We start from the raw sequence: 26,646 nt of genomic DNA on the forward strand, positions 1-26,646 counted from the left end.
GGATAGTTAAATACGTCATTGAGGACGCAGGATGATTTCCAGGTTTTTACTCGCAGTTGCCACCTTTCTACTGCTGACGGCCTGTGCCAAGGATGCCGCCAAGCCCGAAGCCACCGCCGAGGCAGACGCCGACACCGCCGCCGTCGAGCTGCACTTTCACGCCATTGCCGGGCTCAACCCCGCTGCCAACGGCCAGGCCGCGCCAGTGCGGGTGCGCATTTTCGAACTGAAAAATGCCGCCAACTTCAGCCGTTCCGATTACTTCGCACTGGCTGACCGTGCGCAATCGACCCTGGGCCTGGACCTGCTCGACCAGGATGAAGTCATGGTGCAGCCCGGCCAGCAACTGAGCGTCCAGCGCGACCTTGACCCGTCCACCCGCCAGATCGGGCTGTTGGTGGGCTACCGCGAACTGGACCGCGCGCAGTGGCGAACGGTGATCAACGTGCCTGCGCGTCAGTACACCGAATACCAGATCAGCCTCGATGTGCGCGCCGTGCGTGCCGACGTCGTGGTTCCCCCATCCAGCCCTGCCCAATAAGAAGTCATCGGAGCCCCCATGTCCTGGAACAATCGCGTGGTCTGGTCGGAAGGCATGTTCATCGGAACGCAGCACTTCCAGCAGCATGACCGTTACCTGGAAAACCTGATCGACGCCCGCAGCCGCCCGTTGTCCGCAGGCGCCTGGGGCTTTTCCGAGCTGCTGATCGACCAGGGCCTGCTGGCCCAGGGCAAGCTGGCGATCGTTTCGGCCCGTGGCCTGTTGCCCGACGGCACGCCGTTCAACATTCCCCAGGATGACTTGGCGCCGAGCCCGCTGAACATCGATGACAACCTGCGCGACGGCCTGGTCTACCTGGCGCTGCCGCTCAAGCGCGCCGGCGCCCGCGACACCGTCGACGATGGCGAAGACCTCGGCGCCGCGCGTTACGTGAGCCAGGTGCGCGAAGTGCGGGACGACAACGCGCCGTTCGAGAACCGCGCGCCGGTGGCCGTGGGCTCTCGCGCCTTGCGCCTGCTGACCGCCCAGGATGGCATCAGCGATTACGCCGCCGTGGGCCTGGTGCGCATCAAGGAAAAACGCGCCGACCGCGCGCTGGTCCTCGATGACACTTACATCCCGCCGGTGCTGGACGTGGCCGCGAGCAAACCGCTGACGGCGTTTCGCAGCGAACTGCTGGGCCTGCTGCATCAGCGCGGCGAAGCCCTGGCCGGTCGTGTGGTGGCGTCAGGCGCGGGCGGCGCCTCGGAGATTGCCGACTTCATGCTGTTGCAACTGGTCAACCGCGCCCAGCCGCTGATCCAGCACTTCAGTCAGTTGAGCCCGTTGCACCCGGAGCGCTTTTTCAGCGAACTGGTCAGCCTGGCCGGCGAGTTCTCGACGTTCTCCACCTCAGGCCGTCGCCCCCAGGAATACCCGCAATACCAGCACGACGACCTGGCCCTGAGCTTCGCTCCGGTGATGGCGGCATTGCGTGAGGCGCTGTCGATGCTGATCGACAGCAAGGCCACGCCAATCCCGATTGTGGAGAAAGCCTACGGCATCCACGTGGCGATCCTGGCCGACAAGACCCTGATCGACAACGCCAGTTTCATTCTCGTGGTACGGGCCGATGTGCCCGGCGAAACCCTGCGCGCGCGGTTCGGCCAGCAGAGCAAGGTCGGCTCGGTGGAACACATCCGCGACCTGGTCAACCTGCAACTGCCGGGCATCGGCCTGCTGCCCCTGCCGGTGGCGCCGCGCCAACTGCCGTACCACGCCGGCTCCACCTATTACGAGCTGGACCGGGGCAGCGAACATTGGCAGCAGCTCAGCAATTCCGGCGGTTTTGCGTTCCATATCGCCGGGCAGTTCCCGGGCTTGAACCTGGCCTTCTGGGCGATCCGAGGATAAACCGCGATGCATCCCAATGATGACGAACGCACCCAGTTCATGCCGCGCCCGGGTGGCCGGGCGCCAGAGCCCGTGCGGGCCGAGCCTGCGCCCTTGTCGATGCCGGCCGCGCCGATGCTCACCGGCAAGAGCCAGGGCCTCAACCCGCTGGAAAGCGCCGCCGGCCCGCTGTTGGCGCTGCTGACGCGCCTGCGCAACACCATCGCCCATCCGGCGCCCGCCAGCCTGCGTGCCCAACTGTTGGCCTACCTGCGCCAGTTCGAAGAACGCGCCGAAGCCGCCGGCATCGCGCGCAACGAAGTGCTGCTGGCCCGTTACGCGCTGTGCACTGCGCTGGATGAAGCCGTGCTGAGTACGCCGTGGGGCAGCACCAGTGACTGGGGCAAGCAAAGCTTGCTGATCACCGTGCACAACGAAGCCTGGGGTGGCGAGAAAGTCTTCCAACTGCTCGACCACTGCCTGCAAAGCCCGCGCGAACGCCTGTACCTGCTGGAGCTGTTGTACCTGTGCATGTGCCTGGGGTTCGAAGGCCGCTACCGCGTGATGAATGACGGGCGCAGCCAATTGGAAGCCCTGCGTGAACGCACCGCCGCCGCGATCCGCAGTGCCCGTGGCGAGCACGAGCGCGAGCTGTCGCCGCACTGGCGCGGCGTGACCGTGGCGCGGGACCGCCTGGCGCAGTTCATGCCGCCGTGGATCGCCGTGGCCATCGGCCTGGCGCTGCTGCTGGCGCTGTTGTTCGGCCTGCGCATGAAGCTGGCCTCGGACGCCGAGCCGGTGTTCAAGAACATTCATGCCCTGGGCGAAATCCCGGTGCAGACCATCGACCGCCAGGTGGCGCAGCCGAAGGTGGTCGAACGCCCACGCCTGGCCGGCTTTTTGGTGGAAGACATCAAGGCCGGGCGCGTGGCGGTGGAAGATGCCGTCGACCGCTCCGTGGTGACGATTCGTGGCGACGAGCTGTTCGCGTCCGCCAGCTCCAGCATCGTCGATGACTACCAGCCGCTGATGCTGCGCATCGCCGATGCGATACGCAAAGTCAAAGGCCAGGTGCGCGTGACCGGGCACAGCGACAACCGCCCGATCGCCACGCTGCGCTTCCCGTCCAACTGGGCGCTCTCCGAGGCGCGGGCCAGGTCGGTCCTGGAAATCCTCGCGGCCAAGACTGGCCAGGGCGACCGTTTCAGCGCCGAAGGCCGCAGCGACACGGAGCCGGTGGCGACCAACAGTACAGCCGAAGGCCGTGCCCGCAATCGTCGGGTTGAAATCACCGTATTGGCGGAGGGCGTCGAGTGAAGGCGTTTTTCAGTTTCATGATTCGCTGGGTGATCCCGTTGCTGGGCCTGATCGCCCTGAGCCTGATCATCTGGTTCGTCGGGCCGCTGCTCGATGTGCTGGTGCCGGAAGGACGCCGCTGGGCGCTGATCATCCTGGTGTTCGCGGTGTGGATTGCCTACCGCGTGTTCCGCATTATCCAGGCCCGCCGGCAAGCCGCCGAAGTGATGCGCAGCCTGGCCGCCGAAACCCCGGCCGACCCCAACAGTGTCGCCACTGCCGAAGAACTCTCCACCCTGCGCCAGCGCATGGACGAGGCCCTGGCCCTGCTGAAAAAGGCCAAGCTCGGCGGCGATGAGCGGCGCAACCTCTACGAGCTGCCGTGGTACGTGATCATCGGCCCACCGGGCTCGGGCAAAACCACGGCGCTGGTCAATTCCGGCCTGCATTTTCCGCTGGCCGCCCAGTTGGGGGCCGGCGCCGTGCGCGGCGTTGGCGGTACGCGCAATTGCGATTGGTGGTTCACCGATCAGGCGGTTCTGCTCGACACCGCAGGCCGCTACACCACCCAGGACAGCAACTCCACGGTGGACAAAGCGGCGTGGCTGGGCTTTCTCGACCTGCTGAAAAAGCAGCGTTCGCGCCGGCCCATCGACGGTGCGTTCATTGCCATCAGCCTGTCCGACCTGTTGCTGGGCAGCGACGCCGAGCGCGCGGCCCATGCGGCCGCCATCCGCCTGCGTATCCAGGAGCTGTACACCCAGCTGGGCGTGCGTTTCCCGATCTACCTGATGCTGACCAAGCTCGACCTGGTGCCGGGCTTCATGGAGTTTTTCGACAACCTGAGCAAGGAAGACCGCGCCCAGGTGTGGGGCATGACCTTTGCCCTGGACGACGGCAAGAGCAGTGACAGCCCCCTGGCACACTTGCAAAGCGAGTTTGCCGGGCTGGAGCAGCGCCTCAATGAGCGTCTGGTGGAGCGTCTGCAACAGGAGCGCGACCCGGCGCGGCGCGACCTGATCTACGGCTTCCCGCAGCAGTTCGGCGCGTTGAAAGACTGCCTGCAAAGCTTCCTCGACGGCGTGTTCAAGCCCAATGCCTTCGAAGAGCGCGTGTTACTGCGCGGCGTGTATTTCACCAGCGGCACCCAGGAAGGCAGCCCGATCGATCGCCTGATCGGTGCGATGGCCCAGAGCATGAACCTGGACCGCCAGCACCTGGCGCGCCAGAGCGGTACCGGGCGCAGCTACTTCATCGAAAAACTCTTCAGCGCCGTCGCGTTTGCCGAGCGTGGATTGGTCGGTGTGAACCCCAAGGTCGAGCGTCGGCGCAAATGGATCGCGCGCGGTGTACTCGCCGCGACCGTGGCGCTGGTGGTGGTGGTCAGCGGCTTGTGGTGGGTGAGTTATCGCGCCAACCAGGCCTACATTGCCCAGGTCGACCAGAAGGTTGCGCCGCTGGGGCAGGCGGTACAAAGCCTGAGCCCGGCGCAGCGCGAAGTGCTTGCCGTGCTGCCGTTGCTCAATGCGGTGAAGCACCTGGCGGGCGATTCGCCGAGCTGGTCCGAAGGCTTGGGGTTGTATCAGGGCGACATGCTGGAAGCCGAGTCCGCCAGTGTCTACCGCAAGCTGCTGATTGCCGTCTTCGCGCCGCGGCTGGTCACGCGCATCGAAGAGCAACTGCATGGCGGCGGCAATTCCGACTTCCTCTACGAGGGTCTCAAGGCCTACCTGATGCTCGCCGACACCGAGCATTACGACCCGGACTTCATCAAGGCCTGGATTGCCCTGGACTGGGACCGCAACCTGCCGCGCGACTTGCCGGCTGACCAGCGCCAGGCACTGACCGGGCATTTACAGTCCCTGTTCGAGCGCCATCCGCCGAATGCGCGGCTTGACCCACGGTTGATCGACGACCTGCGCCGGCAACTGCAACAACTGCCGGTGGCCCAGCGCGTGTATGACCGGGTCAAGCGTCAGAAACTGCCGGAAGGCATCCCTGACTTTCGCCTCAACGAAGCGGCGGGCCGTGATGCCGCGCTGGTGTTCAGCCGCAAGAGTGGCAAGCCGTTGGGCGAGCCGCTGAGCGGGTTCTTCACCGCCAAGGGGTATCGCCAGGCGTTTCTGTTGAGCAGCCTGAACCAGACCGGCACCCTCGCCGAAGAGCAATGGGTGCTGGGCCACGAACAGGCGGATCAACAGAACGTGGTGAGCCTGGCCGCCGACGTGCGTCGCCTGTACTTCCAGGACTACCAGCGCCAGTGGGACGCGCTGCTCGCGGACATCGACTTCGTACCTATCACCAGCGTGGCCCAGGCGGCCGATGTGCTGCGGGTGATTTCCGGCCCGACCTCGCCGTTGAAAAAACTGCTGGTGGCGGTGGCCAGGGAAACCGATCTGCAAGCCGAAGAGCGCCAGCTGGCTGCCAAGGGCGTGCCGGTGGAAGGCGGTGTCGACAAGCTCAAGGAGCGTCTGGGCAGCTTGCTGGGTCAGGAACAACCGGCGGCCAATGCGCCGGCAGCGGCAGACGATCCGGTGACGGCGCACTTTGCCGATCTCAACGGCATCGTCAGCAAGAACGAAGGCGAGCCGGCGGCCATCGACGGCCTGCTGGCGGACATGAACGCGCTGTATGTGCAGGTCAGCGCCATGGTCGGTGCCAGCGGCGATGCCTTGCTCGGCGAGGCCAAGAACCAGGCGGCGGCTGCGGCCACGCGGGTCAGCCTGAACGCCGAGCGCCAGCCGCCGCTGGTGCAGGGCATGGTCAAGTCGGTGGTCAACGCCACCACCAACAGCATGATGGGGGGCGTGCGCAACCAGTTGAACGCCGCCTGGGTCAGCGAAGTGGTCAACGTCTACCGCCAGTCCCTGGCCGGGCGTTACCCGATGGCGCCGGGCAGTGCGCGGGACGCCACGCTGGATGACTTCGGCCAGTTCTTCGGCGTGGGCGGGGTGATGGACAACTACTTCCGCAAATACCTGCAACCGTATGTGGACACCTCGGCGCAGACCTGGCGTTGGCAGCCGGGCGCTGCGCAGAAGCTGGGGATTGCGCCGGGCGTGCTGCAAACCTTCCAGCGCGCGGCGGCGATTCGTGATGCGTTCTTCCGGGCTGGCGGCACCCAGCCCATCGTGCGTTTCGAGCTCAAGCCGGTGTCGATGGACCCGACCATCACCCAGTTCCTGCTCGACCTCGACGGCCAGCAACTGAGCTACGACCACGGCCCGAGCCGCCCGGTGGCGATGCAATGGCCGAACCCCGGCAGCATTGGCGTGGTGCGTATTTCGATCATGCCGCCCTCGGCCAGCGGGCGTTCCGGCGTGACCCTGGACGGGCCGTGGGCCTGGTTCCGCCTGCTGGAGCAGTCAGACCTCACTGCCGGGAACTCACCGGACCGTTTCAACCTGCGCCTGCGGGTGGACGGTGCGAGCATCGCCTACGAATTACGCGCCAACAGTGCCTTCAATCCGTTCAAGAGCCGCGTGCTCAGCGGCTTCAGCCTGCCGGAGCGGCTATGACGACCCTGGGTTTCTACGGCAAGTTGGCCAGTCGCGGAGATTTTGTCAGCCGCGCCTTGCCCCAGAGTTTTATCGGCCCGTGGGACAGCTGGCTGGCGGCGGGCTTGCTCGCCAGCCAGAACAGCCTCGGCGGTGACTGGCTCAACACCTACCTGGTCAGCCCGCTGTGGCGCTTTGTGCTGGCGCCGGGCGTGTGCGGGCCGGACGCCGCGGTGGGGGTGGTGATGCCAAGCATCGACCGGGTCGGGCGGTATTTTCCGTTGGCGGTGGTTGCCTTGCTCGATCACGACACCAACCCCGCGTCCCTGGTCGGCGGGCCGGACAGCTGGTTCGAACATGCCGAGGAGTTGTTGCTCAGCACCCTGGAGCCGGGTGCCACGTTCGAGCAGTTCAGCGACGGCGTGGACCAACTGGGTGCGCCGGCCAGCGAGGCGCGTGCGGTCGACAGCCGCTTCGCCGGCCTGCAACGGATGGCGGCCACCGTGCCCCATGGGCGCCTGGCCGCGCTGGCCGAGCAGGCCTGCGAAGGTGTGAGCCTCTGGTGGGGCCGGGGTTCGCAACGTATTTCCCCAGGTTTATTGCGGTGTCAGGGCCTGCCTGCCGCCGGCGATTTTGCGCAGTTTTTGCTCGGACAAGAAGGTGTGGTGTAGATGGGGGCGACGTACAAATCCGCGAGCAAGAGCCATGTGGGCATGGTGCGCCAGGTCAACGAAGACGCCTGCCTGGACCTGCCGGAGAACCGCCTGTGGGTGGTCGCCGACGGCATGGGTGGGCACGCGGCCGGGGACTATGTGAGCAGCCTGATCGTCGACAGCCTGCGCAGCGTGCCGGTGGGGCGTTCACTCGATGAATACACGGCGGCGCTGCGCACCGACCTTATCCGCATCAACAGTGCTGTGCGCGAAGAAACCGCCCACCGTGGCGTGACCCTGATGGGCAGCACCGTGGTGTTGCTGGCTGCGCGCGGGCTGCGCGGCGTGTGCCTGTGGGCCGGCGACAGCCGCTTGTACCGCCTGCGCGATGGTGTGCTGGAAAGCATCTCCCGAGACCACAGCTACGTACAGGACCTGCAAGACAGCGGCCTGCTCAGCGAGGCCGATGCGCGCTTGCATCCGCGCGCGAATATCGTCACCCGCGCGGTGGGCGTCGAAGCCCAGCTGGAGCTGGCGGTGGTCGACCTGCTGATCGCTCCCGGCGACAGCTACCTGCTGTGCAGCGATGGCCTGAACAAGACCGTCGAAGACCATGAGATCCGCGAAGTGCTCAGCCACGACACTCCGGATGAAATCGTGCGCAGCCTGGTGCACCTGGGACTCAACCGGGGGGCGCCGGACAACATCACCGCCATTGTCGTGAAGGTTTCGCCATGAACATCCTGATCCCGGGCTATGACATCGAAGGCGAGATCGGCGAAGGCGCCATGGCCAGCGTGTACCTGGCCACCCAGCGCTCGCTGGAGCGCAAGGTGGCGCTCAAGGTGATGGCGGCGGCCCTGGCCGCCGACCCGAGTTTCTGCGAGCGTTTCCTGCGCGAGGGCAAGACCCTGGCGCGGCTGTCGCACCCGCACACCGTGACCATCCACGACATCGGCAATGTCGGTGAGCTGTATTACATGGCCATGGAATACCTGCCCAACGGCACGCTCAAGGAGCGCATCGCCGCCGGCCTGACGCCGGAGCAGGGCCTGGTATACATCCGCCAGATCGCCTCGGCGCTGGGTTACGCCCATGCCCAGGGCCTGGTGCACCGCGACGTCAAGCCGGCGAACATTCTGTTCCGCGCCGACGGCACGGCGGTGCTGTCGGACTTCGGCATCGCCAAGTCCCTGGACGATCGCACCCAGTTCACCCAGGCCGGGTTTGCCGTGGGCACGCCGAGCTACATGAGCCCGGAGCAGGCGCGAGGCCAGGAGATCGATGGCCGCGCCGACCTGTATGCGTTGGGCGTGGTGCTGTATGAAATCCTGGTCGGCAAGCTGCCCTATACCGGCACCGACGCGCTGTCGACGGCGCTGGCACACCTGACCGAACCGCTGCCGGAATTGCCGGTGCACCACGGGCGTTATCAGGAGGTGCTGCGCAAGCTGTTGGCCAAGGACCCGGCGGAACGTTTCCCCGACGCTGCCGCGCTGCTGCACGCGCTGGACACTTTGCCGAGCGAGGCGCTGGAAGCCACGCTGGTGCGGCCACTGCCGATCCCGATGAGCTTCGATCTGGCGGGCATCACTCCGGAATCCATCGAGATTCCCACCGACAAGCCCCAACCCCAACCCGCTGTGGTACGCCAACCGGTGGTGACGCCGACACAGCACCGCGCCGTGTCCGAGCAGCGCCGTGGGCCTGTACTGGCGCTGGCTGCCGTGGCCGTGGCGGTCGCGCTGGCCATCGGTGGCGCGAGTTACTGGTGGCTCAGCGGCAGCGATGAGCCTGCTCCGCCGCCGACGGTCGTGGTGCCCAAGACGCCGCTGACCCCGACAGCGCCACCCCCTGAAGCCAAGCCGCCGGTGGTGGCAGATACCGACGGAGGCCAGCGCCCGTTGCTGATGGCCGGCAAGAAGACCTTGTTCCAGCGCGTGCTCAGCAAGCCGGGCGCCAAGCTGTCCAGCGAGGCGGGCGGTGCGCCGGGCAAAGCGCTGCCGGCGTTTTCCGTGCTCTATGTGTATCAGCGCAAGGACATCGACGGCAGCCCGTGGGTGCGCGTCGGTGCTGCCACCGATGGCCGCAGCGACGGTTGGTTGCCGGCGGCTCAGGTCAGTGACTGGAAGCAAAGCCTGGTGCTCAAGTTCACCGAGCGTTCGGGCAGAGCACCGGTGATGTTCCTGCGCCAATCCGGTGAAATCGAAAAGCTGCTGGCCGATCCCGCTGCCGCCAAAGGCGTGCTGGCCAAGGCGCAGAAGAACAGCGACGACAACAGCCAGATCCTGGCCCTGGAGCCTGCGACCAGCGCGGTGCCGCAGAACCAGTTCTACCTGCTGCCGATCTTCGACTCCAAAGAGAGCTTCGACGAAAACGGCCAGCCGGTGCAGTTGCTCAATGTGGCGTCCATCGACCCCGGCAAGGCCGTGGCAAAACCGGCCACGCCGGTGCTCAGCGCCAATGCCGATGCCTTCCGTACCGCTGTGGTGCTGGTGGTGGACACCACGGTGTCGATGCAGCCGTATATCGACCAGGTGCGCGACGTGGTGCATGAGTTGCAAACCCGCATTGCCGAGCGCGGCGAGTTGGACAGTGTCAGTTTCGGGTTGGTGGGTTTTCGCAACAGCATCAAGAAGACCCCCGGCCTGGACTACGTGGCCAAGACCTTGATCACCCTCGATCAGGGCCGCGACCCGCAGCGCTTCCTCGACATGGCGCGCCAGGTCAAGGCGTCCACGGTGTCCAGTCACTCCTTCAACGAAGACGCGTTCGCCGGGGTGATGCAGGCCGTCGAGGGCATGGACTGGTCCGGTTACGGCGGGCGCATCATCCTGCTGGTCACCGACGCGGGCGCGCTGCGCAAGAACGATCCGTTCGCCGCCACCCAGATGAACGAGGCCGAAGTGCGCCAGGCGGCGCTGGGCAAGCAGATCAAGATCTACGCCTTGCACCTGCGCACCGATGCCGGCAAGAAAACCCACGCCGGTGCCGAAAGCCAGTACCGCATCCTCACCGCCGACGCCAACCCGCAGATCGGCGACCTCTATACGCCGGTACCGGGTGGCGATGTGCGCAAGCTGGGGGAGCGTGTGGATGAAATCGGCAGTGTGTTCGCCGACCTGGTGCACCAGGTGCGCAGCAACACGCCGCAGGCGGTGCCGACGCTGGGCGCGGCGCCGAGCCTGGCGGACAAGTCGGCGGCGGTCGGCTATGCGATGCACATGGACTTCCTCGGTCGCAAGAGCGCCAGCCAGGCGCCGCAGTTGGTCAGCGCCTGGACCGCCGACCGCGACCTGACCAACCCGGCGTTGCCGGCGTTTCAGGTGTGCGTGATGCTGACCAAGTTGCAGCTCAACGAGTTGCAACAGTCGCTGAAGCTGATCGTGGATGCGGCGCGCAAGACCCAGTCTTCGCCCAAGGACTTCTTCCAGGAAATCGCCAGTGCTTCGGCCTACATGAGCCGTGACCCGCAAGCCCTGCGCAAGGGCGGCAACCTGGCCGACGGCGGCCTGCTCGGCGAATACCTGGAGGGCCTGCCGTACCGCAGCAAGTCGCTGAACATGACCCAGGATTTGTGGTTGTCGTTGAGCGTGGCCGAACAGGAAGACTTTATCGACGAGCTGGATTCGAAGATCCGCCTCTACGAAACCTTCCACAACGACGTGGCCAACTGGGTGCGTTTCGGTGACGCCGAACCGGGCGACGCGTTGTACCGCGTGCCGTTGTCGACGTTGCCGTAATGCTGAGCCTGAGCGCGGTGCACAAGAGCCGGGGTGTCGGCAGCCAACGCTACAGCCTGGTGATCCCGGCGTTGCAGTTGGGGGCGGGTGAGCAAGTGGCGATTGTCGGCGCGAGCGGTTGCGGCAAAAGCACCTTGCTGGACTTGCTCGCGCTGGTGCTGGCGCCGGATCAGGCGGGGCAATTCGAGTTCCATCAGCAGGATATCGGTGGGCTGTGGCGCGCGGATCGCCAGTCCACCCTGGCCGCGTTGCGCAGCCGGCACCTGGGCTATGTGTTGCAGACCGGCGGGTTGCTGGGCTTTCTCGATGTGCGCGGCAATATCGCCCTGCCCCGGCAACTGTTGGGTTTGAAGGATGACGGCAGCGTGACGCGGCTGGCCGAGCAGCTGGAAATCAGCGATCAACTGGCCAAGCAACCGGCGGCGCTTTCAGTGGGCCAGCGCCAGCGCGTGAGTTGCGCGCGTGCCCTGGCCCATGCGCCGCAACTGGTGTTGGCGGATGAACCGACGGCGTCCCTCGACCCGCTGAACGCCGAGCGTGTGATGCAGGCGTTGCTGGCCCAGACCCGCGAGCGTCGCGCGGCCTGCGTGATTGCCACCCATGACGAGCCCCTGGCCCGCGCCAGCGGCTTGCAGGTGCGCCGCATCAGCTGCCGCCGTGATGCCGATGGCGGCGTCACCGCGACCCTAGGGGAGGCGTGCTGATGCGCATCGGATTGGTGGGGACGCTCGCCTGGCAGGACTACCGCAATGACGCTTGGCTGTCGGCCTGTTCGGTGCTGGCGCTGGTGGCGGTGATCGCACCGTTGCTGGTGTTATTCGGCCTGAAATTTGGACTGGTTAGCAGTTTGACCGAACGTTTGGAGACCGACCCCGCGACCCGTGAAATTATTCCGCTGGGCGGTGGTCGATTCAGCAGCGCCTTTGTCGCGCAGCTCGGCCAGCGCAGCGATGTGGCCTTTGCGGTACCGCGTACGCGGCAGATCGCAGCCACGGCGCAGGTGGGTACGTTGACCCTGGAAATGTTGCCGACGGCCTCGGGTGATCCGTTATTGAACGGCCTGCCGATGCCCAGCGGGCTGGACCGGATTGTGTTGAGCCACACCGCCGCGGAAAAGCTCGCGGCGCGGCCTGGCGATTGGCTGGAGAGCGTGTTTGCCCGGCAGGTGGCGGGGCGTGTGGAGAGCCAGCGCACGCGTGTGCAAGTGCTGGCGGTGCTGCCGCTGCAAGCCTTCGCCCGTGACGGTTTGTTTGCCGACCCGGGCCTGCTGGAAGCGGCAGAAGATTATCGCGATGGCCGCGCGGTACCGGCGCTGGGTTGGGACGGCGAAGCGGTGGGTGTGGCGGAACAGCGGGTGTATCCGGCGTTTCGTCTGTATGCCCGCAGCCTCACCGATGTGGAGCCGCTGCGGGTGTATTTCGCCGGGCAGAACCTGTTGGTGTCGACCCAGGCGCAAACCATCGCCCAGGTGCAGTCGCTGAGCCGCAACCTGTCGATCGTGTTCTGGGTGATCTGCGGGTTGGCATTGGCGGGAGCGTTTGCGGCGATCTTCGCCGGGGCGCTGGCGGCGGTGGCGCGCAAACGCCGGGAGCTATCGGTGTTGCGCCTGCTGGGGTTTTCCACCGGTGGGCTGTTGCTGTTTGTGGTGTTGCAGGCGCTGTACAGCGCAGGTTTTGCCGCCGTGCTCAGTGCCGGGCTGTATGGCTTGGCCGAGACTGCGTTGAACCAGTTGTTCGTGCAGGTGCCGGGCGAGTACGCCAGCCACCTGCTGGCGCGTCATTATGGCCTGGCCCTGGTTGCGATCCTCGGCGTCAGTGCCGTGGCGGCAGCCTGTGGTGGTTGGCGAGTGGCGCGGATCCAGGCTTCTGAAGGAATCAGAGATGTATAAGTTACTGGGCGCCTGTGTGGCGCTGACCCTGGCGTCGATGGCCTGGGCCGACGAGGCGAGTGACAAGCTCGATAACCCCAAGCCCCTGGACGGTGATGTGAGCCTGCCGTTGCCGTGCGAAGGCAACATGGTGTTCCGCTACGCCTATGTGCTGGCCCAGGGCACCCTGGATGACCGCGAAATCAGCCTGGGCTATCCCTTCGCCGAAGGTGAGGCGGGTTATCAGCAGTCGTTCATTTCCGGCTACCGTCGCGACTTCATCAACGGCCAGTTCACCCTCAAGGACTTGCCGAAGGACTGGAGCAAAGTCATCGCGCCGCTGATGCCGAAGACCGATGCCAAGACCCCGCTCAAGCCGATGCTGTACTTCATCGGCAAGTACGAAGTGACCGCTCGCCAATATGCCCAGGTGATGTCCCAGGCGCAGTCCCTGGCCAGTGGCGAGCCCGCGCCGGCGTGCGATGTGCCGACGGGTATGGCAGCGCGTTTGCCCAAGGTGAAACTTTCGCGCTTCGAGGCCGAGCGTTTCTCGGCGGTGTACAGCGCCTGGTTGATGAAGTACCACCGCGACCTGCTGCCCGTGAGCGGGCGTGGTGCGTCGGCGGACGATGGCGGCATCGGTTTTGTGCGCCTGCCCACCGAGGTGGAATGGGAATTCGCCGCGCGCGGCGGCCAGGCCGTCAGCCGTCAGGACCTGGAAGGGCGCCTGTTCCCGCGCCGCGCCGAGGGCAGCGACAGCGACGGCCCGCTGGCCGATTACGCGGTGTTCAACCAGGTTGCCGGCGGCACCGGCCAGGCCGCGCGGCTGATGCCCATCGGCACCAAGTTGCCGAATCCCATCGGGATGTTCGACGTGATCGGCAACGCGGCGGAAATGGTCCAGGAGTCCTTCCAGCTGGTACACGCCGGTCGTCGCCAGGGCACCTATGGCGGATTTGTGGTCAAGGGCGGCAACTACCTCGAAGGCGAGGGCACGTTGTTCACCGGCATGCGCCGCGAGTACCCGCTGTTCGCCGCTGACGGCACCGAGCAGAGCAACGAGACCACCGGTTTTCGTGTGGCCATCGGTGCGCTGTCGGCACCGCGTTCGCGCTACAAGGAGCTGTTCGCCCAATGGCAGAAAGAGGGGCGCCTGGCCTCGCTGACCGACGCCATCGACGATGCCCAGGACCCGACCAAGCGCCTGGACAGCATCATCGCCGCCAGTGTCGATCCCAAGCTGCAAGCCGAGCTGGGGCTGGTCAACGAAGAGCTCAAGCGCAATGTCTCGCTGATCGCCCAGCAACGCGAAGAGGCGGCGGGCAACCTGATTCAGTCGGCGGCACTGGTGGCCGAGACCATCAGCAACTACAACATTCGTCTGGCCAACTTGCAGAAGAGCCGCCAGCAGGCCATCGACAACAAGGACGAGGCCAGCGCGCAGCTGTTCGCCATGGCCATCGAGAATGGTCGCAGCGCCCTCGACGGTGCGGTGGCAATCTACATCGACAACCTGGCCACCGGCACGCGTTATACCGATGCGGTGATCCAGGCGCAGTTTCAACGAATCAAGGAAGAGTTGGATCGCAAACCGGTGCTCGGCAAGAGCCTGGTGACGCGCGCAACACTGTTCGTTCGCCATGTCGGCAATTACCGCAAGCAACAGCGGGCCGACCCGGCAACGATCTTGAAGGAATTGCTCGCAGCGAGCGGACAGCGATGATCGCTGGCTGTATGGCGAGCTTGGAAGGGACTCAGGCGGCGGTGGGCCGTGCTGGGCAAGTCAAACTTAAACGAGAACACACCTATGCTTTTTTCCCGTAAGGCGGTTTCCAAGCGTCACTTGCTGCTGATCGCAGCCGGTTTCAGCACCGTGCTGACCGGTTGTGCCACGTCGCCGGCCTCCAAGGTCGCGTCGAGCACCAAGGTCGAGTACTACCCGAACTGCTACGAGCCGGTGCAACACCTGCGCGCGACCGATTCGGACATGACCAAGTCGGTCGTCACCGGCGCGGCCCTCGGCGCTGCCGGTGGTGCACTGCTGGGCGCCCTGACCGGTGACTCCGACAAGCGCGGTCGCAATGCCGCCATCGGTGCCGCGGGCGGCGCCCTGGCCGGCGGCGCGGCGGGTTACTACACCGAGCGTCAGAAGCAGATCAGCGATGACAACCAGCGCATCGCGTCGTACTCCAGCGACTTCAACAAGAGCGCGTCCGACATCGACCGCAGCACCGCCTACGCCCGTGCGTCGCAGCAGTGCTACCAGAGCGCGTTCACCAAGCTGGTCAATGACCGCAAGGCCAAGACCGTCAGCGACACCGAAGGCCGCAAGCGCCTGGCGGAAATCGTGTCGGGCTTGAAGGAGTCCAACGACCTGATCGTTGCGGTCAACGGCAAGGCTGCCGAAGACCTGAACAACTACACCCAGGCGTACGAAAAGGACCTGCAACAAGTCGGCGTACAGCGTAACGACGTGGTCACCGTGGCCACCGCCGACACCACACCGCCTGTGGCCCCGGTCAAAGGCAAGAAAGCCGTGAAACCGGCGAAGAAGCCGCCGCTGCCTGTGGTGCCGAAAGAAGCTGTCACCACCGAGAAGAGCATCCAGACCGTGCAGGCCAAGCAAGCGGAAAGCAAGCAGGTCGCCAGCGCCGGCAAGGCTCAGATCGAAGGCACCTGCCGCGATCCGAACCTGGTCGACTGGGCACCGGTACCTTGCCCGAACGTTTAAGTAACATGCTGCTATAAGTGCCAAACGCCAGCCGATCTTCCGCTAATGCGCTAGATCGGTGGCGTTCCTCAGGCAAATCGTTACACTGCTGCGGCTACTCCATCATTACGTTGAGGCCGTGTGCATGAAATTTCGTCTGCTTCTCTGGGTGCTGGGCCTGATCATGGGCAAAGCCAGCCGCACCAATCCTGCCTTCCAGCAACAGCTGGGTGACAAGGACCTGGCTTTCCAGCTGCAAACCCTGGACGGCAAGGTGGCCCGTCACTTCATCGTCAAAGACCAGCGCATCACCAGCCGCTCGGGCGTTCACCCGGCGCCGGCGTTCGCCATCGCGTTCAAGGATGCGGCCTTCGGCTTCGCCACGATGCAGGCGAAAGACAAGCAGCTGGCGTTCATGACGGGGATTCAGGACAAGACGATCCAGATCAAGGGCAACCCGGCGCTGGTGATCTGGTTCCAGGGGCTGACCAAGTATTTGAAGCCGCGCAAAAAAAAGGGAGGTTAGTTGTAGTGGGTTCCCGGAGCGCTGAAGGCTCCGGGACCGGTATCAATTTACGACGAGGTCGGGCCACAGATCATTTTTTCTTGCTCATTTCGTGGCGCCTGTTGAGTGCGCTGAGTATCTTTTCCAACTTCATTGCGCCCGGTGAAAGTGACATTCATGTCGTTATCATCACTGCCGGATTCAAGACTCACGGTTTCAGTGTTACCCGCAGTTTCTGTAATCTGGATCTGTGCTTGAGCGTCTGGTAGTACGACCGTGTAGGCAGACTGTGATTCAATTCTGATGGTAGTCAGAGAGCGTACCATTATTTTATCGTGTTCTCCTTGGGCCAATATCCATGTCGATTGATCGTCAGTACGCTGGATGCCGCTCATCATAATGTTACTACCGGAGCCACCGGAGAGATGGGCGGCACCAGCTGTGCCACCATATAACTTGTCATCGCCGGCTTCGCCAGATAATTCTCCTCCCCCCTGACCGAGTACGCCCAAATCATCGCCATTTCCAAGATGTACTTGAGCATGTCCCCCGCCAGTCATTACTTGGTCGTTGCCTTCCCCAGTGTCAATCGTTACTTCTGTTTTGACGTCAGGGTCAATTATTACCGTATCGTCGCCCCCATGAGTTTTGATAAAAAGCTTGGCTTGGTTGCCACTGCGGTTGGACTCATCAATATCAAGTTTGATTGCTACACCATTCGCGATAGCAGTTATCCGACCATCTATTTTTTTTATGTGGACAATGTCGTCCGAGTTGCCTGTATTTATTTTCACCTCTGAGGCGGGGTAGAAACCGCGTTCATCAAAGGCTGCTCCTTGATCCCTGTGGGTAGTAACTTTTGTCCCTCCGTAATTAGCTATTCTGATGTTGCTGTTACCGTCCCACCCTGTTGAAGTATCAATCGACTGGGGCAGGGGATAGGACAGATTGCCAAGTTCGGGGCGCGGGTCGATATTAAGAAACTGATTGATGGGCATAGACATAGTAGGACGCTCTGCTTTCATTAAGTAAGAAGAATTTACTTGCGCACACTATGTGTATGGAGGTGATAGTTGAGTTCCGCTTTGTTTGTAACTGAGTGTCTTTAATATGGAATCTAAGCGTTTGGTGTAGAGCTATAGTATTGATTAACCACCTCTGTCGTCGCTTTTTAATAGGCGCATAGCCCTATCAGGCGTCAGCTGTTCCAGTCCAGGCTTGGAGATCAGTCGAGCATTTGAAAACGAAGAAAAAGAAATCCGTTTTCGGGAGGGCAGAGTTGGATTTATCGCAGGCAAGCCAGCTCCCACATTTGACGGTGTTTACACATCAAAATGTGGGAGTTGGCTTGCCTGCGATAGCGGTCTGACAGACTACAGAGTCAACCCTGGCTGAACTGGGAAGCCAATTCGCGCAACAGCACCTCGGCATCCAGCACCTTGCCCACTACTTCCTCGGCCTTCTCCCGGCTCAAGCCCAGGCGCTCCAGCAGCGCGTCGGGAATCGAGTCGTCCGGGCCGGAGCCGATGCCACGGCTGCGCAGCAGGCGCACGGCCAGGCATACCAGGTTCGGGTATTCGGCGTACTGGCCGTCATAGGTCGGGTCGTGCTGGAAGCGCAGGGCGGTGGACAGTTCGTCCGGCATGTCCCAGTAGCGCATCAGCCAGGCACCGATCTGCTCGCGGCTGATTCCCAGCAAATGCTGTTCGATATAGCTGTGGCACAGGTGCGGGTTGACCTCCAGGTGGCGGCAGATCAGCGAGAAGTGCGGCGGGAACACGTGGGCCAGCAACAGGTAGCCGAAGTTGTGCAGCAGGCCGGCCAGGTAGGTCAGGCCGGCTTCGGGGCGCTGGGCGCGCGGCATGGCGCGGGTCAGGCCTTCGATCACCGCAGCGGTGTAGATCGACTGGTGCCAGTACGGTGTGGACTGGTGCGGGTGGTCCTTGGGCAGGCTCAGGGTTTTACCCAGGGCCAGGCCCAGCGCCAGGTTGATCACCAGGTCGAAGCCCAGCACGCGCACGATGGCGTCCTCCACCGAGCGGATCTTGCCCGGTGAGGCGTAGTACGGCGATGCGGCCCAGCTCACCACTTGGGCGGCCAGCGCCGGGTCGGTTTCCACCACGCCGGTGATGTCGTCGATGGTGGCGTTCGGGTCGACGCGCAGTTTGATGATCTTCTGCGCGGTATCGGCCAGCGGCGGAATCTCGATGGTCGCCTCCAGGCGCTGCTGGATGCGGCGGGCGGTGAACGCCTGCATCGCCTGGGTGATTTCCTCGCGGTCATCGTTAGGGCGGTCGAGGTTCGGACGAATGTTGGCAATCGGTTCGCCGAATTGCCCGGCACTGGCCTTGTTGAGCAGGGTCTTGAACGCGTCGGTGGGGATTTCCAGCAGCAGCCCGGCTTCACCCGAATGCACCAGCAGGCTCGGTTCGTTGAGCAGGCTGCCTTCGTACAGGCACGGCGAACTGGTAATGGGCGGCAGGCCGGGCAGCAGGCTCAGCTCGTGTTTGGCCAGCATGCGCTCGACGCGGTCCGGCGACACGGCCGTGAGGCGGCGTCCGGTGAGTTCGGCGAGGCGGTTGAGGTCGAGCAACTGATTCTGCGGGAACAGCACCATCAGGGCGCCCACCGCATCTTCCAGCAACACGGCCTGGACCTTTCGCGCGGGATTCAGGCCAGGTTGTTCGGCAACTTCCGTGTAGCTGATGGCGAGTTTTGCGAGCAGGGCCCGAATGACCGGCGGGGCGGTCAGTGGGGCTGTGGCGAGGGCAACTTCTGACATGGCCTGATCCAAATTCGTACAGTCATCGAAGTATAACCAGCTTGATACAACTGTTGGTCGACTAAGTGAGTCAGGCGTCACACTTGGCCGTATTGTTGCCCATGGCGCAGCCAGCGATCGAGCAGCGGGCTGACGTGGTCCGGCCAGCGTTCGAGCAGCGCCTGGGCGGCATCGCGCACGGCGGGCAGCAAGTCGGCATCGCGCATCAGGTCGGCGACCTTGAATTGCAGCAGGCCGGTCTGGCGGGTGCCGAGCATTTCGCCGGGGCCGCGCAGTTCGAGGTCTTTTTCGGCGATGACAAAACCGTCGTTGGTTTCGCGCATGATCCCCAGGCGCTGGCGCCCGATCTGCGACAGCGGCGGGTGATACAGCAGCACGCAATGGCTGGCGGCGCTGCCCCGGCCTACGCGTCCGCGCAGTTGGTGCAGTTGCGCAAGGCCCAGGCGCTCGGGGTTTTCAATAATCATCAGGCTGGCGTTGGGCACGTCCACGCCCACCTCGATCACGGTGGTGGCCACCAGTAGTTGCAGATTGCCAGCCTTGAACTCCGCCATCACCGCAGCCTTTTCCGCCGGCTTCATGCGGCCATGGATCAAGCCGACCTTGAGTTCGCCGAGGGCGCTGGTGAGGTCTTCGAAGGTGGTCTCGGCAGCCTGGCAGGTCAGCTCTTCGGATTCTTCGATCAGGGTGCACACCCAGTACGCCTGGCGGCCTTCGGCGCAGGCGCTGCGCACCCGTTCGATCACTTCGACCCGCCGGGTGTCGGTGACCAGCACGGTGTTGACCGGCGTGCGCCCGGGGGGCAGTTCGTCGAGGATCGAGGTGTCGAGGTCCGCGTAGGCGCTCATGGCCAGGGTGCGCGGGATCGGCGTGGCGGTCATGATCAACTGGTGCGGGCTCATGCGGCCGCCCACGCCTTTCTGACGCAGGGCCAGGCGCTGTTGCACGCCGAAGCGATGCTGCTCGTCGATGATCACCAGGGCCAGGTTCTTGAACTGCACTTCGTCCTGGAAGAGTGCGTGGGTGCCCACCACCATGGGGGCGCCGGCGGCAATTTGTTCCAGGGCGGCGGTGCGGTTCTTGCCCTTGAGCTTGCCGGCCAGCCACGCCACTTCAAGGCCTAGAGGTTCAAGCCAGCGTTTGAAGGTGATGAAGTGCTGCTCGGCGAGAATCTCGGTGGGTGCCATCAGGGCGACCTGGTAACCCGCCTCCAGCGCTTGCAAGGCGGCGAGGGCAGCGACCACGGTCTTGCCCGCACCCACATCGCCCTGGATCAGCCGCAGCATGGGTTCCTGCTGGCTGAGGTCGTAGGCGATTTCATTGCCCACGCGTTGCTGGGCACCGGTCGGCGCAAAGCCGAGGTTGGCCAGGTATTGTGCGGGCAAGTGCTTGGCCTTGGGCATGGCCGGCGCACGCAGGGCGCGCATGCTTTCACGCAGGCGCTGTTGGGACAGCTGGTGCGTCAGCAGTTCTTCGAAGGCCAGACGGTGCTGTGCCCAGTGATGGCCCAGGGCTAGCTCGTCGACATCGGCATCGGCGGGCGGGTGATGCAGGTAGCGAATCGCATCGGCCAGCGGCGCCAGTTGATAGTCGCGGGCCAGTTCCAGTGGCAGCCAGTCGGGCAGGCTTTTCGGGCCGAGCAGGGTCAGGGTCTGCATGCACAGCTGGCGCAGGCGTTGCTGGGTGAGGCCTTCGGTGAGCGGGTAGATCGGGGTGAGCGTGGCGTCCACCGGTGGTGGCTCGTCGCCGGTAATGGCGCGGTATTCCGGGTGGTAGATTTCCAGGCCCGATGCACCGGGCCGCGCTTCGCCGTAGCAGCGTACGCGGGTGCCACGCTTGAGGCCTTCCTTCTGCGCGTTGCTGAAATGGTAGAAGCGCAGGCTCAGTCCACCGGTGCCGTCTTGCAGGCGTACCACCAGGCTGCGGCGCTTGCCCATCACCACGTCGGCGCCACTGACGGTGCCCTCGATGACGGCATCCTGACCGGGGCGCAGATGACCGATGGGCACTACGCGCGTGCGGTCCTGATAGCGCAGGGGCAGGTGGAACAGCACGTCCTGGAGGTTTTCCAGGCCGACCTTGGCCAGCTTCTCGGCCATGGCTTCACCGACACCTTTTAGGGTCGTCACCGACACCTGCGACAGCTCAGTCATACGGTGAATCAGCTCGCGACAGGCGGCTTGGCCACCGAGCACAGGCGGATCGAGTCGGCAAGGATCTCAATGGCTTTTGGCCGTGGGAAGCTGGCGCGCCAGGCGATGGCCACGGTCCGGAACGGCACCGGTGGTGTCAGTGGGCGCACTTCGATCACGCCGGGGGCGTAGTGATGGCTGTCCACTGCCGACAGCGGCAGGATCGAAATGCCCAGGCCGGAGGCGACCATGTGACGGATGGTTTCCAGGGAACTGGATTCTACAGTGGTGTGCTTGGCGCCGTCGTTGCCCTTGGTCAGGGTCGGGCAGGCTTCCAATACCTGGTCGCGGAAGCAGTGGCCTTCGCCGAGCAGCAGCAGGCTCTTGTCGTTGAGCAGGGCGGCGTCGATGGTGTCTTTTTTGGTCCACGGGTGGTCGGCTGGCATCAACACCTGGAACGACTCGTCGTAGAGCTGCAGGGTGAGTACGTCCGCTTCGCTGAATGGCAGGGCGATGATGATCGCGTCCAGCTCGCCGTTGCGCAGTTTGTCGCGCAGGACGTGGGTGAAGTTTTCTTCGATGTACAACGGCATCTGCGGGGCGACGCGGTGCAGTTGCGGGATCAGGTGCGGGAACAGGTACGGGCCGACGGTGTAGATGGCGCCGACCTTGAGCGGTGCGGTCAACTGGTTCTTGCCGGCCTGGGCGAGCTCGCGGATGCTCTGGGCTTGCTCCAGGACCTTCTGGGCCTGGGCGACAATGCCTTCGCCCACCGGAGTCAGGCGTACGGCGCTCTTGCTGCGCTCGAAAATCAGCACACCGAGTTCGTCTTCAAGCTTTTTCACGCCCACCGACAGCGTCGGTTGGCTGACGTGGCAACGCTCGGCCGCGTGGCCGAAGTGCTGCTCTTGGGCGAGGGTAACGATGTAGCGTAATTCTGTCAGAGTCATAGCGGGCGTCCATGAGGTGCGGGCCAAGCATACCGGCTGCAATCGATAGACGCACGTTATCAGAACTTTGACAGGGATTGAGCGCAGAGCAAGGGAGATTTTGCTGAAGGTGGCGAGGATTGCCCCTCACCACCGTCATTTTTCGCTAGCGGCGCTTTTCGATGTTGTAGACGAAAGGCGCAACGATTTCGATGCTGCCGCCTTTCAACATGTCGGCCGGTGGCTTGGGCAGGGGCTGGGCACGACGGATCATGTCCAATGTCGCGCGGTCGAGGTCGGCATTGCCGGAGCGGCCCACCAGTTCGTACGACAGCACGTTGCCTTCGCCGTCCACCACGAAACGCAAGCGGTTCAAGCCTTCCTTGCCACGGGCCTGGGCGCCTGGCGGGTACTTCTTGTACTTCTGCAGGTGCGCGAGCAGGGTGCCTTCCCACGAAGCCTTGGCGGCTATCTGTTGGGGCGACGGACCTGGCGCCGGCTGGGCGGATTTTTCCACCGGTGCATTGGTCGGCGGGGTTTCGCTCGGCGGCTCTTCGGAAGGCTTCTCCTTGGGCGGCTCGGGCTTTTTCTCCACCGGTTTGGGTGGCTGCGGTTTCGGCTTGGGCTTGACCGGCTTGGGCACCTGGATGGTCGGTTTGGGGGCCTCGGCCAGTTTCGGCAGGGGCAACTCTTCTACCGGTGCAGGCGGCTGCGGTGGCGTGACTACCTTGGGCGGTGCCGGCGGTGGAGGCGCCGGCATGGGTGCCAGGTCGATGACCATGGCCGCTGGCGGCAGCACCACCGTGTGCGGCGCCGACCAATGGAGCGCGATGGCGATCGCGACGGCATGCACGCCCAGCACGACGGCGAGGCTGGTGCCATAACGCGTCAGTTTGTGGCGCGTCGTGATCATTTCTTGGCTGCCGTCTCAAGTCCGACCAGGCCTACCTTGAGGTAGCCGGCTGCCCGCAGGGCATCCATCACGCTCATCAGGTCGCCGTAGTCCACGCCCTTGTCGGCCTGGAAGAAGATCGTCGTGTCTTTCTTGCCCTGGGTCTTGGCGTCGAGCACCGGGCCCAGGGTTTCAGTCTTGACTTCTTCTTCGCCCAGGAACAGACGCTGGTCCGCCTTGACGCTGAGGAAGATCGGTTTCTCTGGCCGTGGCGCCGGCTTGGCGCTGGACGCGGGCAGGTCAACCTTGATGTCCACGGTCGCCAGCGGGGCTGCCACCATGAAGATGATCAACAGCACCAGCATCACGTCGATGAACGGCGTGACGTTGATTTCGTGGTTCTCGACGAGTTCGTCGTCGCCTTGATTCAAATGCAGGCCCATGGCCGATTACCCCACTTTCACCATGTGCGGTTGCGAGCTGCGCTCGGTAGGCAGGTGGTCGAGGTCGCGGCTGACCAGCAGCAGGACTTCTGCCGACGCATCCGACACCTGGGCTTTGTAGCCGGCGATCGAACGGGCGAAGACGTTGTAGATGACGACCGCAGGAATCGCGGCAACCAGGCCCAGGGCGGTTGCCAACAGGGCTTCGGCGATGCCCGGGGCAACGACGGCGAGGTTGGTGGTCTGGGTTTTGGCGATGCCGATGAAGCTGTTCATGATGCCCCACACGGTACCGAACAGACCCACGAACGGCGCGGTGGAACCGATGGTCGCCAGTACGCCGGTGCCGCTGCTCATGTTGCGGCCGCAGGCGGCAACCAGGCGCTCCAGACGGAAGCTGACGCGTTCCTTGATGCCTTCTTTCTCGCGGGTGTTGGCCGACAGGCGCATTTCTTCCAGCGCGTCGTGTACCAGCAGGTTCGCCAGGGTGCCCTTTTTGGTTGCGGTCTCGCTGGCTTCCTTGAGGGTGGTGGCTTTTTTCAGGTGGGCGATTTCACTGCGCAGACGACGCTTGGCGCCCAGCAGCTCGAAGCCCTTGGCGATCCAGATGGTCCAGGTAATGATCGAGGCGATGGCCAGGCCGATCATCACGGCTTTTACCACCACGTCAGCATTCTGATACATGCCCCACGGCGACAGGTCGTGGGCCATGCCCAGGGTGTTGTCTTCTTCGAGGACAACGCCGGTGTCGTCGGCAGGGGCTGCGGCCGGGTCGGTGGCAGCCGGCGCGGCGGCGGCCGGTGCAGCCGGAGTGGCGGTATTGTGCTCGGCAGCGGCCGGTGCGGCAGGGGCAGTGGCGTCTGCGAAGGCGGCGGTCGGCGCCAGCAGTACGCTGAACAACAGCGCGGCAATCGCGCGCCAGGCGCGGGACGAGCTGTGAGGCTTGGTTGGCGAAGCGGGAAGGTTATTGCGTGTCATGCTGGCCGGACCTGAGTAAAAAAATGAGTGATCGCCCTGCCAGACCCAAGGGGGTCGAGGACAAATGGGCGGTTATTATTGCAAGTAATTCTTGTTAACTAAAGTAATACAGTTACTTTATTTGTCGTTTTGCTGGCCGCTGGTCATCTGCGAGGGCTAATCTTGAGCTTTGCGTACGGAGTTCTGTGATGTCTGCGCCTTCTGTTGTGATTGCCGGCTGCGGCGACGTGGGTAGCCGGTTGGCCAGCCAATTGCTGGCGTCGAAATGGGAGGTTCACGGCCTGCGCCGCGATATTTCGCGCCTGCCGGACGGGGTGATCGGTATCGCCGGTGACCTGTTCAACAAGGATTGTCCCGACACCTGGCCCATTGGCGGGGTGGATTATCTGGTGTATTGCGCCGCTGCGACCGACCATGACGAGGCCGGCTATCGTGCAGCCTACGTGCAAGGGTTACAGCATGTGTTGGAGTGGCTGAATGACTATGGCCAGTCGCCCAAGCACTTGCTGTTTGTCTCCAGCAGCAGCGTTTATGGGCAGCAGAAGGGCGAGCGCGTCGATGAAACGTCCGACACCGAGGCGAAGGGCTATTCCGGCAAAATCATGCTGGAAGCCGAGCAAGTGGCGCTCGACAGCGGCATTCCGGCGAGTATCGTGCGTCTGACCGGCATCTACGGGCCGGGTCGTGAGTGGTTGCTGACTCAGGTGCGACAAGGCTATCGCGTGGCAGTCGATCCGCCTTTATATGGCAACCGGATTCACGCAGAGGATGCGGCAGGGTTGCTGGCCTTTTTGTTGCGTCATGTGGAAAAAGGCGGGTCGCTGGACAAGATCTACATCGGTGTCGACGATGCGCCCGCGCCGCTGGCCGAGGTGGTGGGCTGGTTGCGCGAATACCTGGGCGTGACCGAATGGGCCGAGGACGCCAGTGTGCGCCGTGCAGGGAGCAAACAGTGCAGTAACGCACGGGCCAGGGCCCTGGGTTGGGAGCCGATCTATCCAAGCTATCGCGAGGGCTACGCCGCCATCCTCAAAGGCTGAAACGTGATCTAACAAAGTGGGAGCTGGCTTGTCGGGTCGCCGCATCGCTGCGAAGACGGCGGCATGGCCAACAGAGTGTCTGCCAAGACAGTTGCTCCCACATTTGTAGCGTGTGAGGCGGGTTATTACTTTTCCAGGAGCCACTGGCGTGGGCCCGGAGTAAACGACGGCACTTCGTCCGTCTGTGCGGTGTTCACCGCCTGGAAAATTTCCAGCTGCTTGCCCTTGCGAGCGAAGATCCACGGGTTGCCCTTGCCGTTCAGTTGCAGCCAGATGCTGTCGTAGCCGCCGCTCATGGAGGCGCAGTCACCTGCCAGGCAGAGCGAGTACTGATCGACGCCAGGCAGGCCGGCCACTTGACCGTTGGGCTGGAACTGCACCGTTGCGCCCTGGCCGTTGCCGTCGATGATTTTCCAGTCGCCGCCCATGTAGGCCGCATACAGCGCGCGTTCGAAATTGGCGCCCAGTGGCGCGCCTTCCGGAGCAGGGTCTTTGGCGCGTGCGAACAGTTGCTCTGGCTCGTTGTCGTTGGCCACTTGCAGCAGTTGTTTGCCTTTGCGCTTGAGTTCGGTGGCGGAGCTGCCGTAGAAGTCCACGCTCCAGGCGCCGGATTTCTCACCGAGCAACTTGCCTTCGGCGACTTCAAAGCCGTTGTAGTAGCGCGCCTGCGCAGCCTTGGCGTTGACCTCCCATTCGAGGTTCGGGCCATAGCTTTGCAGCGCTTCACGCAAAGGGCCGCCCTTGGCTGCCGCATCGATGGCAACCTGGTTGATCCAGGTGCCGCTCACATCCAGGTCGGCGGGATTGCTGGCACAACCGCCGAGCAACAGGGCGAGCAGTGACGAGGCTACAAGCGCTTTGCGCATCATGAAATCCTTTTAAAACGAAGTCGGCGCAACCGATGGCGGTTGCGCCGGGTGTTTTACTCGATGACCAGGATCGCGTCCATCTCAACCTGTGCACCCTTTGGCAGGGCGGCTACGCCAATTGCGGCGCGGGCAGGGTAAGGCTGTTCGAAGTACTTGCCCATGATCTCGTTGACCTTGGCGAAGTGGCTCAGGTCAGTGAGGAAGATGTTCAGCTTGACGATGTCTTTGAACGAACCGCCGGCGGCTTCGGCCACGGACTTGAGGTTCTCGAAGACCTGAACGGTCTGGGCTTCGAAGCCTTCCACCAGTTCCATGGTCTTCGGGTCCAGCGGAATCTGGCCGGACATGTAGACGGTGTTGCCCGCCTTGATGGCCTGGGAGTAGGTGCCGATGGCAGCCGGGGCCTTGTCGCTGGAGATAACGGTCTTGGTCATGAA

General features: G+C 63.8%; 22 protein-coding genes. 13 read left to right on the plus strand and 9 right to left on the minus strand.

Features of this window, described 5'->3' with window-relative positions:
* The first annotated feature begins 31 nt into the window (after positions 1–31).
* From tssJ to ACW9IN_RS04870, 12 genes are all read left to right on the plus strand, one after another.
* Entirely contained in the window at positions 32–541 is a 510-nt protein-coding gene (gene tssJ / locus ACW9IN_RS04815) for a type VI secretion system lipoprotein TssJ (protein ID WP_457364805.1), read from the plus strand.
* An 18-nt stretch (positions 542–559) separates the two neighbouring features.
* The gene (tssK, locus tag ACW9IN_RS04820; RefSeq protein WP_457364806.1) at positions 560–1,894 is read left to right on the plus strand and encodes a type VI secretion system baseplate subunit TssK; all 1,335 of its coding nucleotides are present in this window, start codon (positions 560–562) and stop codon (positions 1,892–1,894) included.
* A gap of 6 nt (positions 1,895–1,900) precedes the next feature.
* Positions 1,901–3,190 (plus strand): DotU family type VI secretion system protein, encoded by a 1,290-nt coding sequence (locus tag ACW9IN_RS04825; RefSeq protein ID WP_457364807.1) that lies wholly within the window; start codon positions 1,901–1,903, stop codon positions 3,188–3,190.
* On the plus strand, positions 3,187–6,687 hold the full coding sequence (gene tssM / locus ACW9IN_RS04830; protein ID WP_457364808.1) for a type VI secretion system membrane subunit TssM: 3,501 nt from the start codon (positions 3,187–3,189) through the stop codon (positions 6,685–6,687). The genes ACW9IN_RS04825 and tssM overlap by 4 nt, the downstream gene beginning before the upstream one ends.
* A complete protein-coding gene (gene tagF / locus ACW9IN_RS04835) occupies positions 6,684–7,337 on the plus strand; it encodes a type VI secretion system-associated protein TagF (protein ID WP_457364809.1) in 654 nt (217 codons plus the stop codon). Before tssM ends, tagF begins: the two co-directional genes overlap by 4 nt.
* Complete coding sequence (locus ACW9IN_RS04840; RefSeq protein WP_457364810.1) at positions 7,338–8,057, plus strand: PP2C family protein-serine/threonine phosphatase; 720 nt, start codon at positions 7,338–7,340, stop codon at positions 8,055–8,057.
* The gene (locus ACW9IN_RS04845) at positions 8,054–11,062 is read left to right on the plus strand and encodes a serine/threonine-protein kinase (protein WP_457364811.1); all 3,009 of its coding nucleotides are present in this window, start codon (positions 8,054–8,056) and stop codon (positions 11,060–11,062) included. Before ACW9IN_RS04840 ends, ACW9IN_RS04845 begins: the two co-directional genes overlap by 4 nt.
* Positions 11,062–11,766 carry an ABC transporter ATP-binding protein gene (locus ACW9IN_RS04850; protein ID WP_457364812.1) on the plus strand — a complete coding sequence of 235 codons (705 nt, stop codon included), beginning with the start codon at positions 11,062–11,064 and terminating at the stop codon, positions 11,764–11,766. The genes ACW9IN_RS04845 and ACW9IN_RS04850 overlap by 1 nt, the downstream gene beginning before the upstream one ends.
* Complete coding sequence (locus tag ACW9IN_RS04855; protein ID WP_457364813.1) at positions 11,766–12,950, plus strand: ABC transporter permease; 1,185 nt, start codon at positions 11,766–11,768, stop codon at positions 12,948–12,950. The genes ACW9IN_RS04850 and ACW9IN_RS04855 overlap by 1 nt, the downstream gene beginning before the upstream one ends.
* Positions 12,943–14,652, plus strand: coding sequence for a formylglycine-generating enzyme family protein (locus ACW9IN_RS04860; protein ID WP_457364814.1), 1,710 nt, complete (start codon positions 12,943–12,945; stop codon positions 14,650–14,652). The genes ACW9IN_RS04855 and ACW9IN_RS04860 overlap by 8 nt, the downstream gene beginning before the upstream one ends.
* Positions 14,653–14,736: 84 nt before the next feature.
* Complete coding sequence (tagQ, locus tag ACW9IN_RS04865) at positions 14,737–15,660, plus strand: type VI secretion system-associated lipoprotein TagQ (RefSeq protein ID WP_457364815.1); 924 nt, start codon at positions 14,737–14,739, stop codon at positions 15,658–15,660.
* Positions 15,661–15,784: 124 nt separating this feature from the next.
* Positions 15,785–16,165 carry a helicase gene (locus tag ACW9IN_RS04870; RefSeq protein ID WP_457364816.1) on the plus strand — a complete coding sequence of 127 codons (381 nt, stop codon included), beginning with the start codon at positions 15,785–15,787 and terminating at the stop codon, positions 16,163–16,165.
* 47 nt (positions 16,166–16,212) lie between these two features.
* On the opposite strand, the gene ACW9IN_RS04875 is transcribed toward ACW9IN_RS04870, so the two are convergent.
* The 7 genes from ACW9IN_RS04875 to exbB form a co-directional block, all read right to left on the minus strand.
* Positions 16,213–17,148 (minus strand): hypothetical protein, encoded by a 936-nt coding sequence (locus ACW9IN_RS04875; protein ID WP_457364817.1) that lies wholly within the window; start codon positions 17,146–17,148, stop codon positions 16,213–16,215.
* A gap of 377 nt (positions 17,149–17,525) precedes the next feature.
* Positions 17,526–18,926: an HDOD domain-containing protein gene (locus ACW9IN_RS04880; RefSeq protein ID WP_457364818.1), complete on the minus strand. Its 1,401-nt coding sequence runs from the start codon at positions 18,924–18,926 to the stop codon at positions 17,526–17,528.
* Positions 18,927–19,003: 77 nt separating this feature from the next.
* Complete coding sequence (gene recG / locus ACW9IN_RS04885) at positions 19,004–21,079, minus strand: ATP-dependent DNA helicase RecG (protein WP_457364819.1); 2,076 nt, start codon at positions 21,077–21,079, stop codon at positions 19,004–19,006.
* Between the two features lie 8 nt (positions 21,080–21,087).
* Complete coding sequence (locus tag ACW9IN_RS04890; RefSeq protein WP_457364820.1) at positions 21,088–22,008, minus strand: LysR substrate-binding domain-containing protein; 921 nt, start codon at positions 22,006–22,008, stop codon at positions 21,088–21,090.
* 145 nt (positions 22,009–22,153) lie between these two features.
* Positions 22,154–22,900: an energy transducer TonB family protein gene (locus ACW9IN_RS04895; protein ID WP_457364821.1), complete on the minus strand. Its 747-nt coding sequence runs from the start codon at positions 22,898–22,900 to the stop codon at positions 22,154–22,156.
* A complete protein-coding gene (gene exbD / locus ACW9IN_RS04900) occupies positions 22,897–23,322 on the minus strand; it encodes a TonB system transport protein ExbD (protein ID WP_017526806.1) in 426 nt (141 codons plus the stop codon). Before exbD ends, ACW9IN_RS04895 begins: the two co-directional genes overlap by 4 nt.
* Before the next feature lie 6 nt (positions 23,323–23,328).
* A complete protein-coding gene (gene exbB / locus ACW9IN_RS04905; RefSeq protein ID WP_457364822.1) occupies positions 23,329–24,300 on the minus strand; it encodes a tonB-system energizer ExbB in 972 nt (323 codons plus the stop codon).
* A gap of 188 nt (positions 24,301–24,488) precedes the next feature.
* Between exbB and ACW9IN_RS04910 the strand changes: the two genes are divergently transcribed.
* Positions 24,489–25,340 carry an SDR family oxidoreductase gene (locus tag ACW9IN_RS04910; RefSeq protein WP_457364823.1) on the plus strand — a complete coding sequence of 284 codons (852 nt, stop codon included), beginning with the start codon at positions 24,489–24,491 and terminating at the stop codon, positions 25,338–25,340.
* Positions 25,341–25,465: 125 nt separating this feature from the next.
* Here ACW9IN_RS04910 and ACW9IN_RS04915 read toward each other — a convergent pair whose 3' ends face one another.
* Positions 25,466–26,206, minus strand: coding sequence for a hypothetical protein (locus ACW9IN_RS04915; RefSeq protein WP_457364824.1), 741 nt, complete (start codon positions 26,204–26,206; stop codon positions 25,466–25,468).
* A 56-nt stretch (positions 26,207–26,262) separates the two neighbouring features.
* Positions 26,263–26,643, minus strand: a complete 381-nt coding sequence (locus tag ACW9IN_RS04920) for a RidA family protein (RefSeq protein WP_404697239.1) — start codon at positions 26,641–26,643, stop codon at positions 26,263–26,265.
* Between the last annotated feature and the right edge of the window lie 3 nt (positions 26,644–26,646).

The sequence above is a fragment of the Pseudomonas sp. SDO5271_S396 genome (genome assembly GCF_054071795.1).

What these genes read in the sequence shown, in the direction of transcription:
- tssK (WP_457364806.1), top strand. Translation starts at nt 560, where the DNA reads ATGTCCTGGAACAATCGCGTGGTCTGGTCGGAAGGCATGTTCATCGGA.
- ACW9IN_RS04845 (WP_457364811.1), top strand. Translation starts at nt 8,054, where the DNA reads ATGAACATCCTGATCCCGGGCTATGACATCGAAGGCGAGATCGGCGAA.
- ACW9IN_RS04840 (WP_457364810.1), top strand. Translation starts at nt 7,338, where the DNA reads ATGGGGGCGACGTACAAATCCGCGAGCAAGAGCCATGTGGGCATGGTG.
- tagQ (WP_457364815.1), top strand. Translation starts at nt 14,737, where the DNA reads ATGCTTTTTTCCCGTAAGGCGGTTTCCAAGCGTCACTTGCTGCTGATC.
- ACW9IN_RS04875 (WP_457364817.1), bottom strand. Translation starts at nt 17,148, where the DNA reads ATGTCTATGCCCATCAATCAGTTTCTTAATATCGACCCGCGCCCCGAA.
- tagF (WP_457364809.1), top strand. Translation starts at nt 6,684, where the DNA reads ATGACGACCCTGGGTTTCTACGGCAAGTTGGCCAGTCGCGGAGATTTT.
- tssJ (WP_457364805.1), top strand. Translation starts at nt 32, where the DNA reads ATGATTTCCAGGTTTTTACTCGCAGTTGCCACCTTTCTACTGCTGACG.
- ACW9IN_RS04880 (WP_457364818.1), bottom strand. Translation starts at nt 18,926, where the DNA reads ATGTCAGAAGTTGCCCTCGCCACAGCCCCACTGACCGCCCCGCCGGTC.
- recG (WP_457364819.1), bottom strand. Translation starts at nt 21,079, where the DNA reads ATGACTGAGCTGTCGCAGGTGTCGGTGACGACCCTAAAAGGTGTCGGT.
- ACW9IN_RS04825 (WP_457364807.1), top strand. Translation starts at nt 1,901, where the DNA reads ATGCATCCCAATGATGACGAACGCACCCAGTTCATGCCGCGCCCGGGT.
- ACW9IN_RS04890 (WP_457364820.1), bottom strand. Translation starts at nt 22,008, where the DNA reads ATGACTCTGACAGAATTACGCTACATCGTTACCCTCGCCCAAGAGCAG.
- ACW9IN_RS04910 (WP_457364823.1), top strand. Translation starts at nt 24,489, where the DNA reads ATGTCTGCGCCTTCTGTTGTGATTGCCGGCTGCGGCGACGTGGGTAGC.
- exbD (WP_017526806.1), bottom strand. Translation starts at nt 23,322, where the DNA reads ATGGGCCTGCATTTGAATCAAGGCGACGACGAACTCGTCGAGAACCAC.
- ACW9IN_RS04870 (WP_457364816.1), top strand. Translation starts at nt 15,785, where the DNA reads ATGAAATTTCGTCTGCTTCTCTGGGTGCTGGGCCTGATCATGGGCAAA.
- ACW9IN_RS04895 (WP_457364821.1), bottom strand. Translation starts at nt 22,900, where the DNA reads ATGATCACGACGCGCCACAAACTGACGCGTTATGGCACCAGCCTCGCC.
- exbB (WP_457364822.1), bottom strand. Translation starts at nt 24,300, where the DNA reads ATGACACGCAATAACCTTCCCGCTTCGCCAACCAAGCCTCACAGCTCG.
- ACW9IN_RS04920 (WP_404697239.1), bottom strand. Translation starts at nt 26,643, where the DNA reads ATGACCAAGACCGTTATCTCCAGCGACAAGGCCCCGGCTGCCATCGGC.
- ACW9IN_RS04915 (WP_457364824.1), bottom strand. Translation starts at nt 26,206, where the DNA reads ATGCGCAAAGCGCTTGTAGCCTCGTCACTGCTCGCCCTGTTGCTCGGC.
- ACW9IN_RS04850 (WP_457364812.1), top strand. Translation starts at nt 11,062, where the DNA reads ATGCTGAGCCTGAGCGCGGTGCACAAGAGCCGGGGTGTCGGCAGCCAA.
- ACW9IN_RS04860 (WP_457364814.1), top strand. Translation starts at nt 12,943, where the DNA reads ATGTATAAGTTACTGGGCGCCTGTGTGGCGCTGACCCTGGCGTCGATG.
- ACW9IN_RS04855 (WP_457364813.1), top strand. Translation starts at nt 11,766, where the DNA reads ATGCGCATCGGATTGGTGGGGACGCTCGCCTGGCAGGACTACCGCAAT.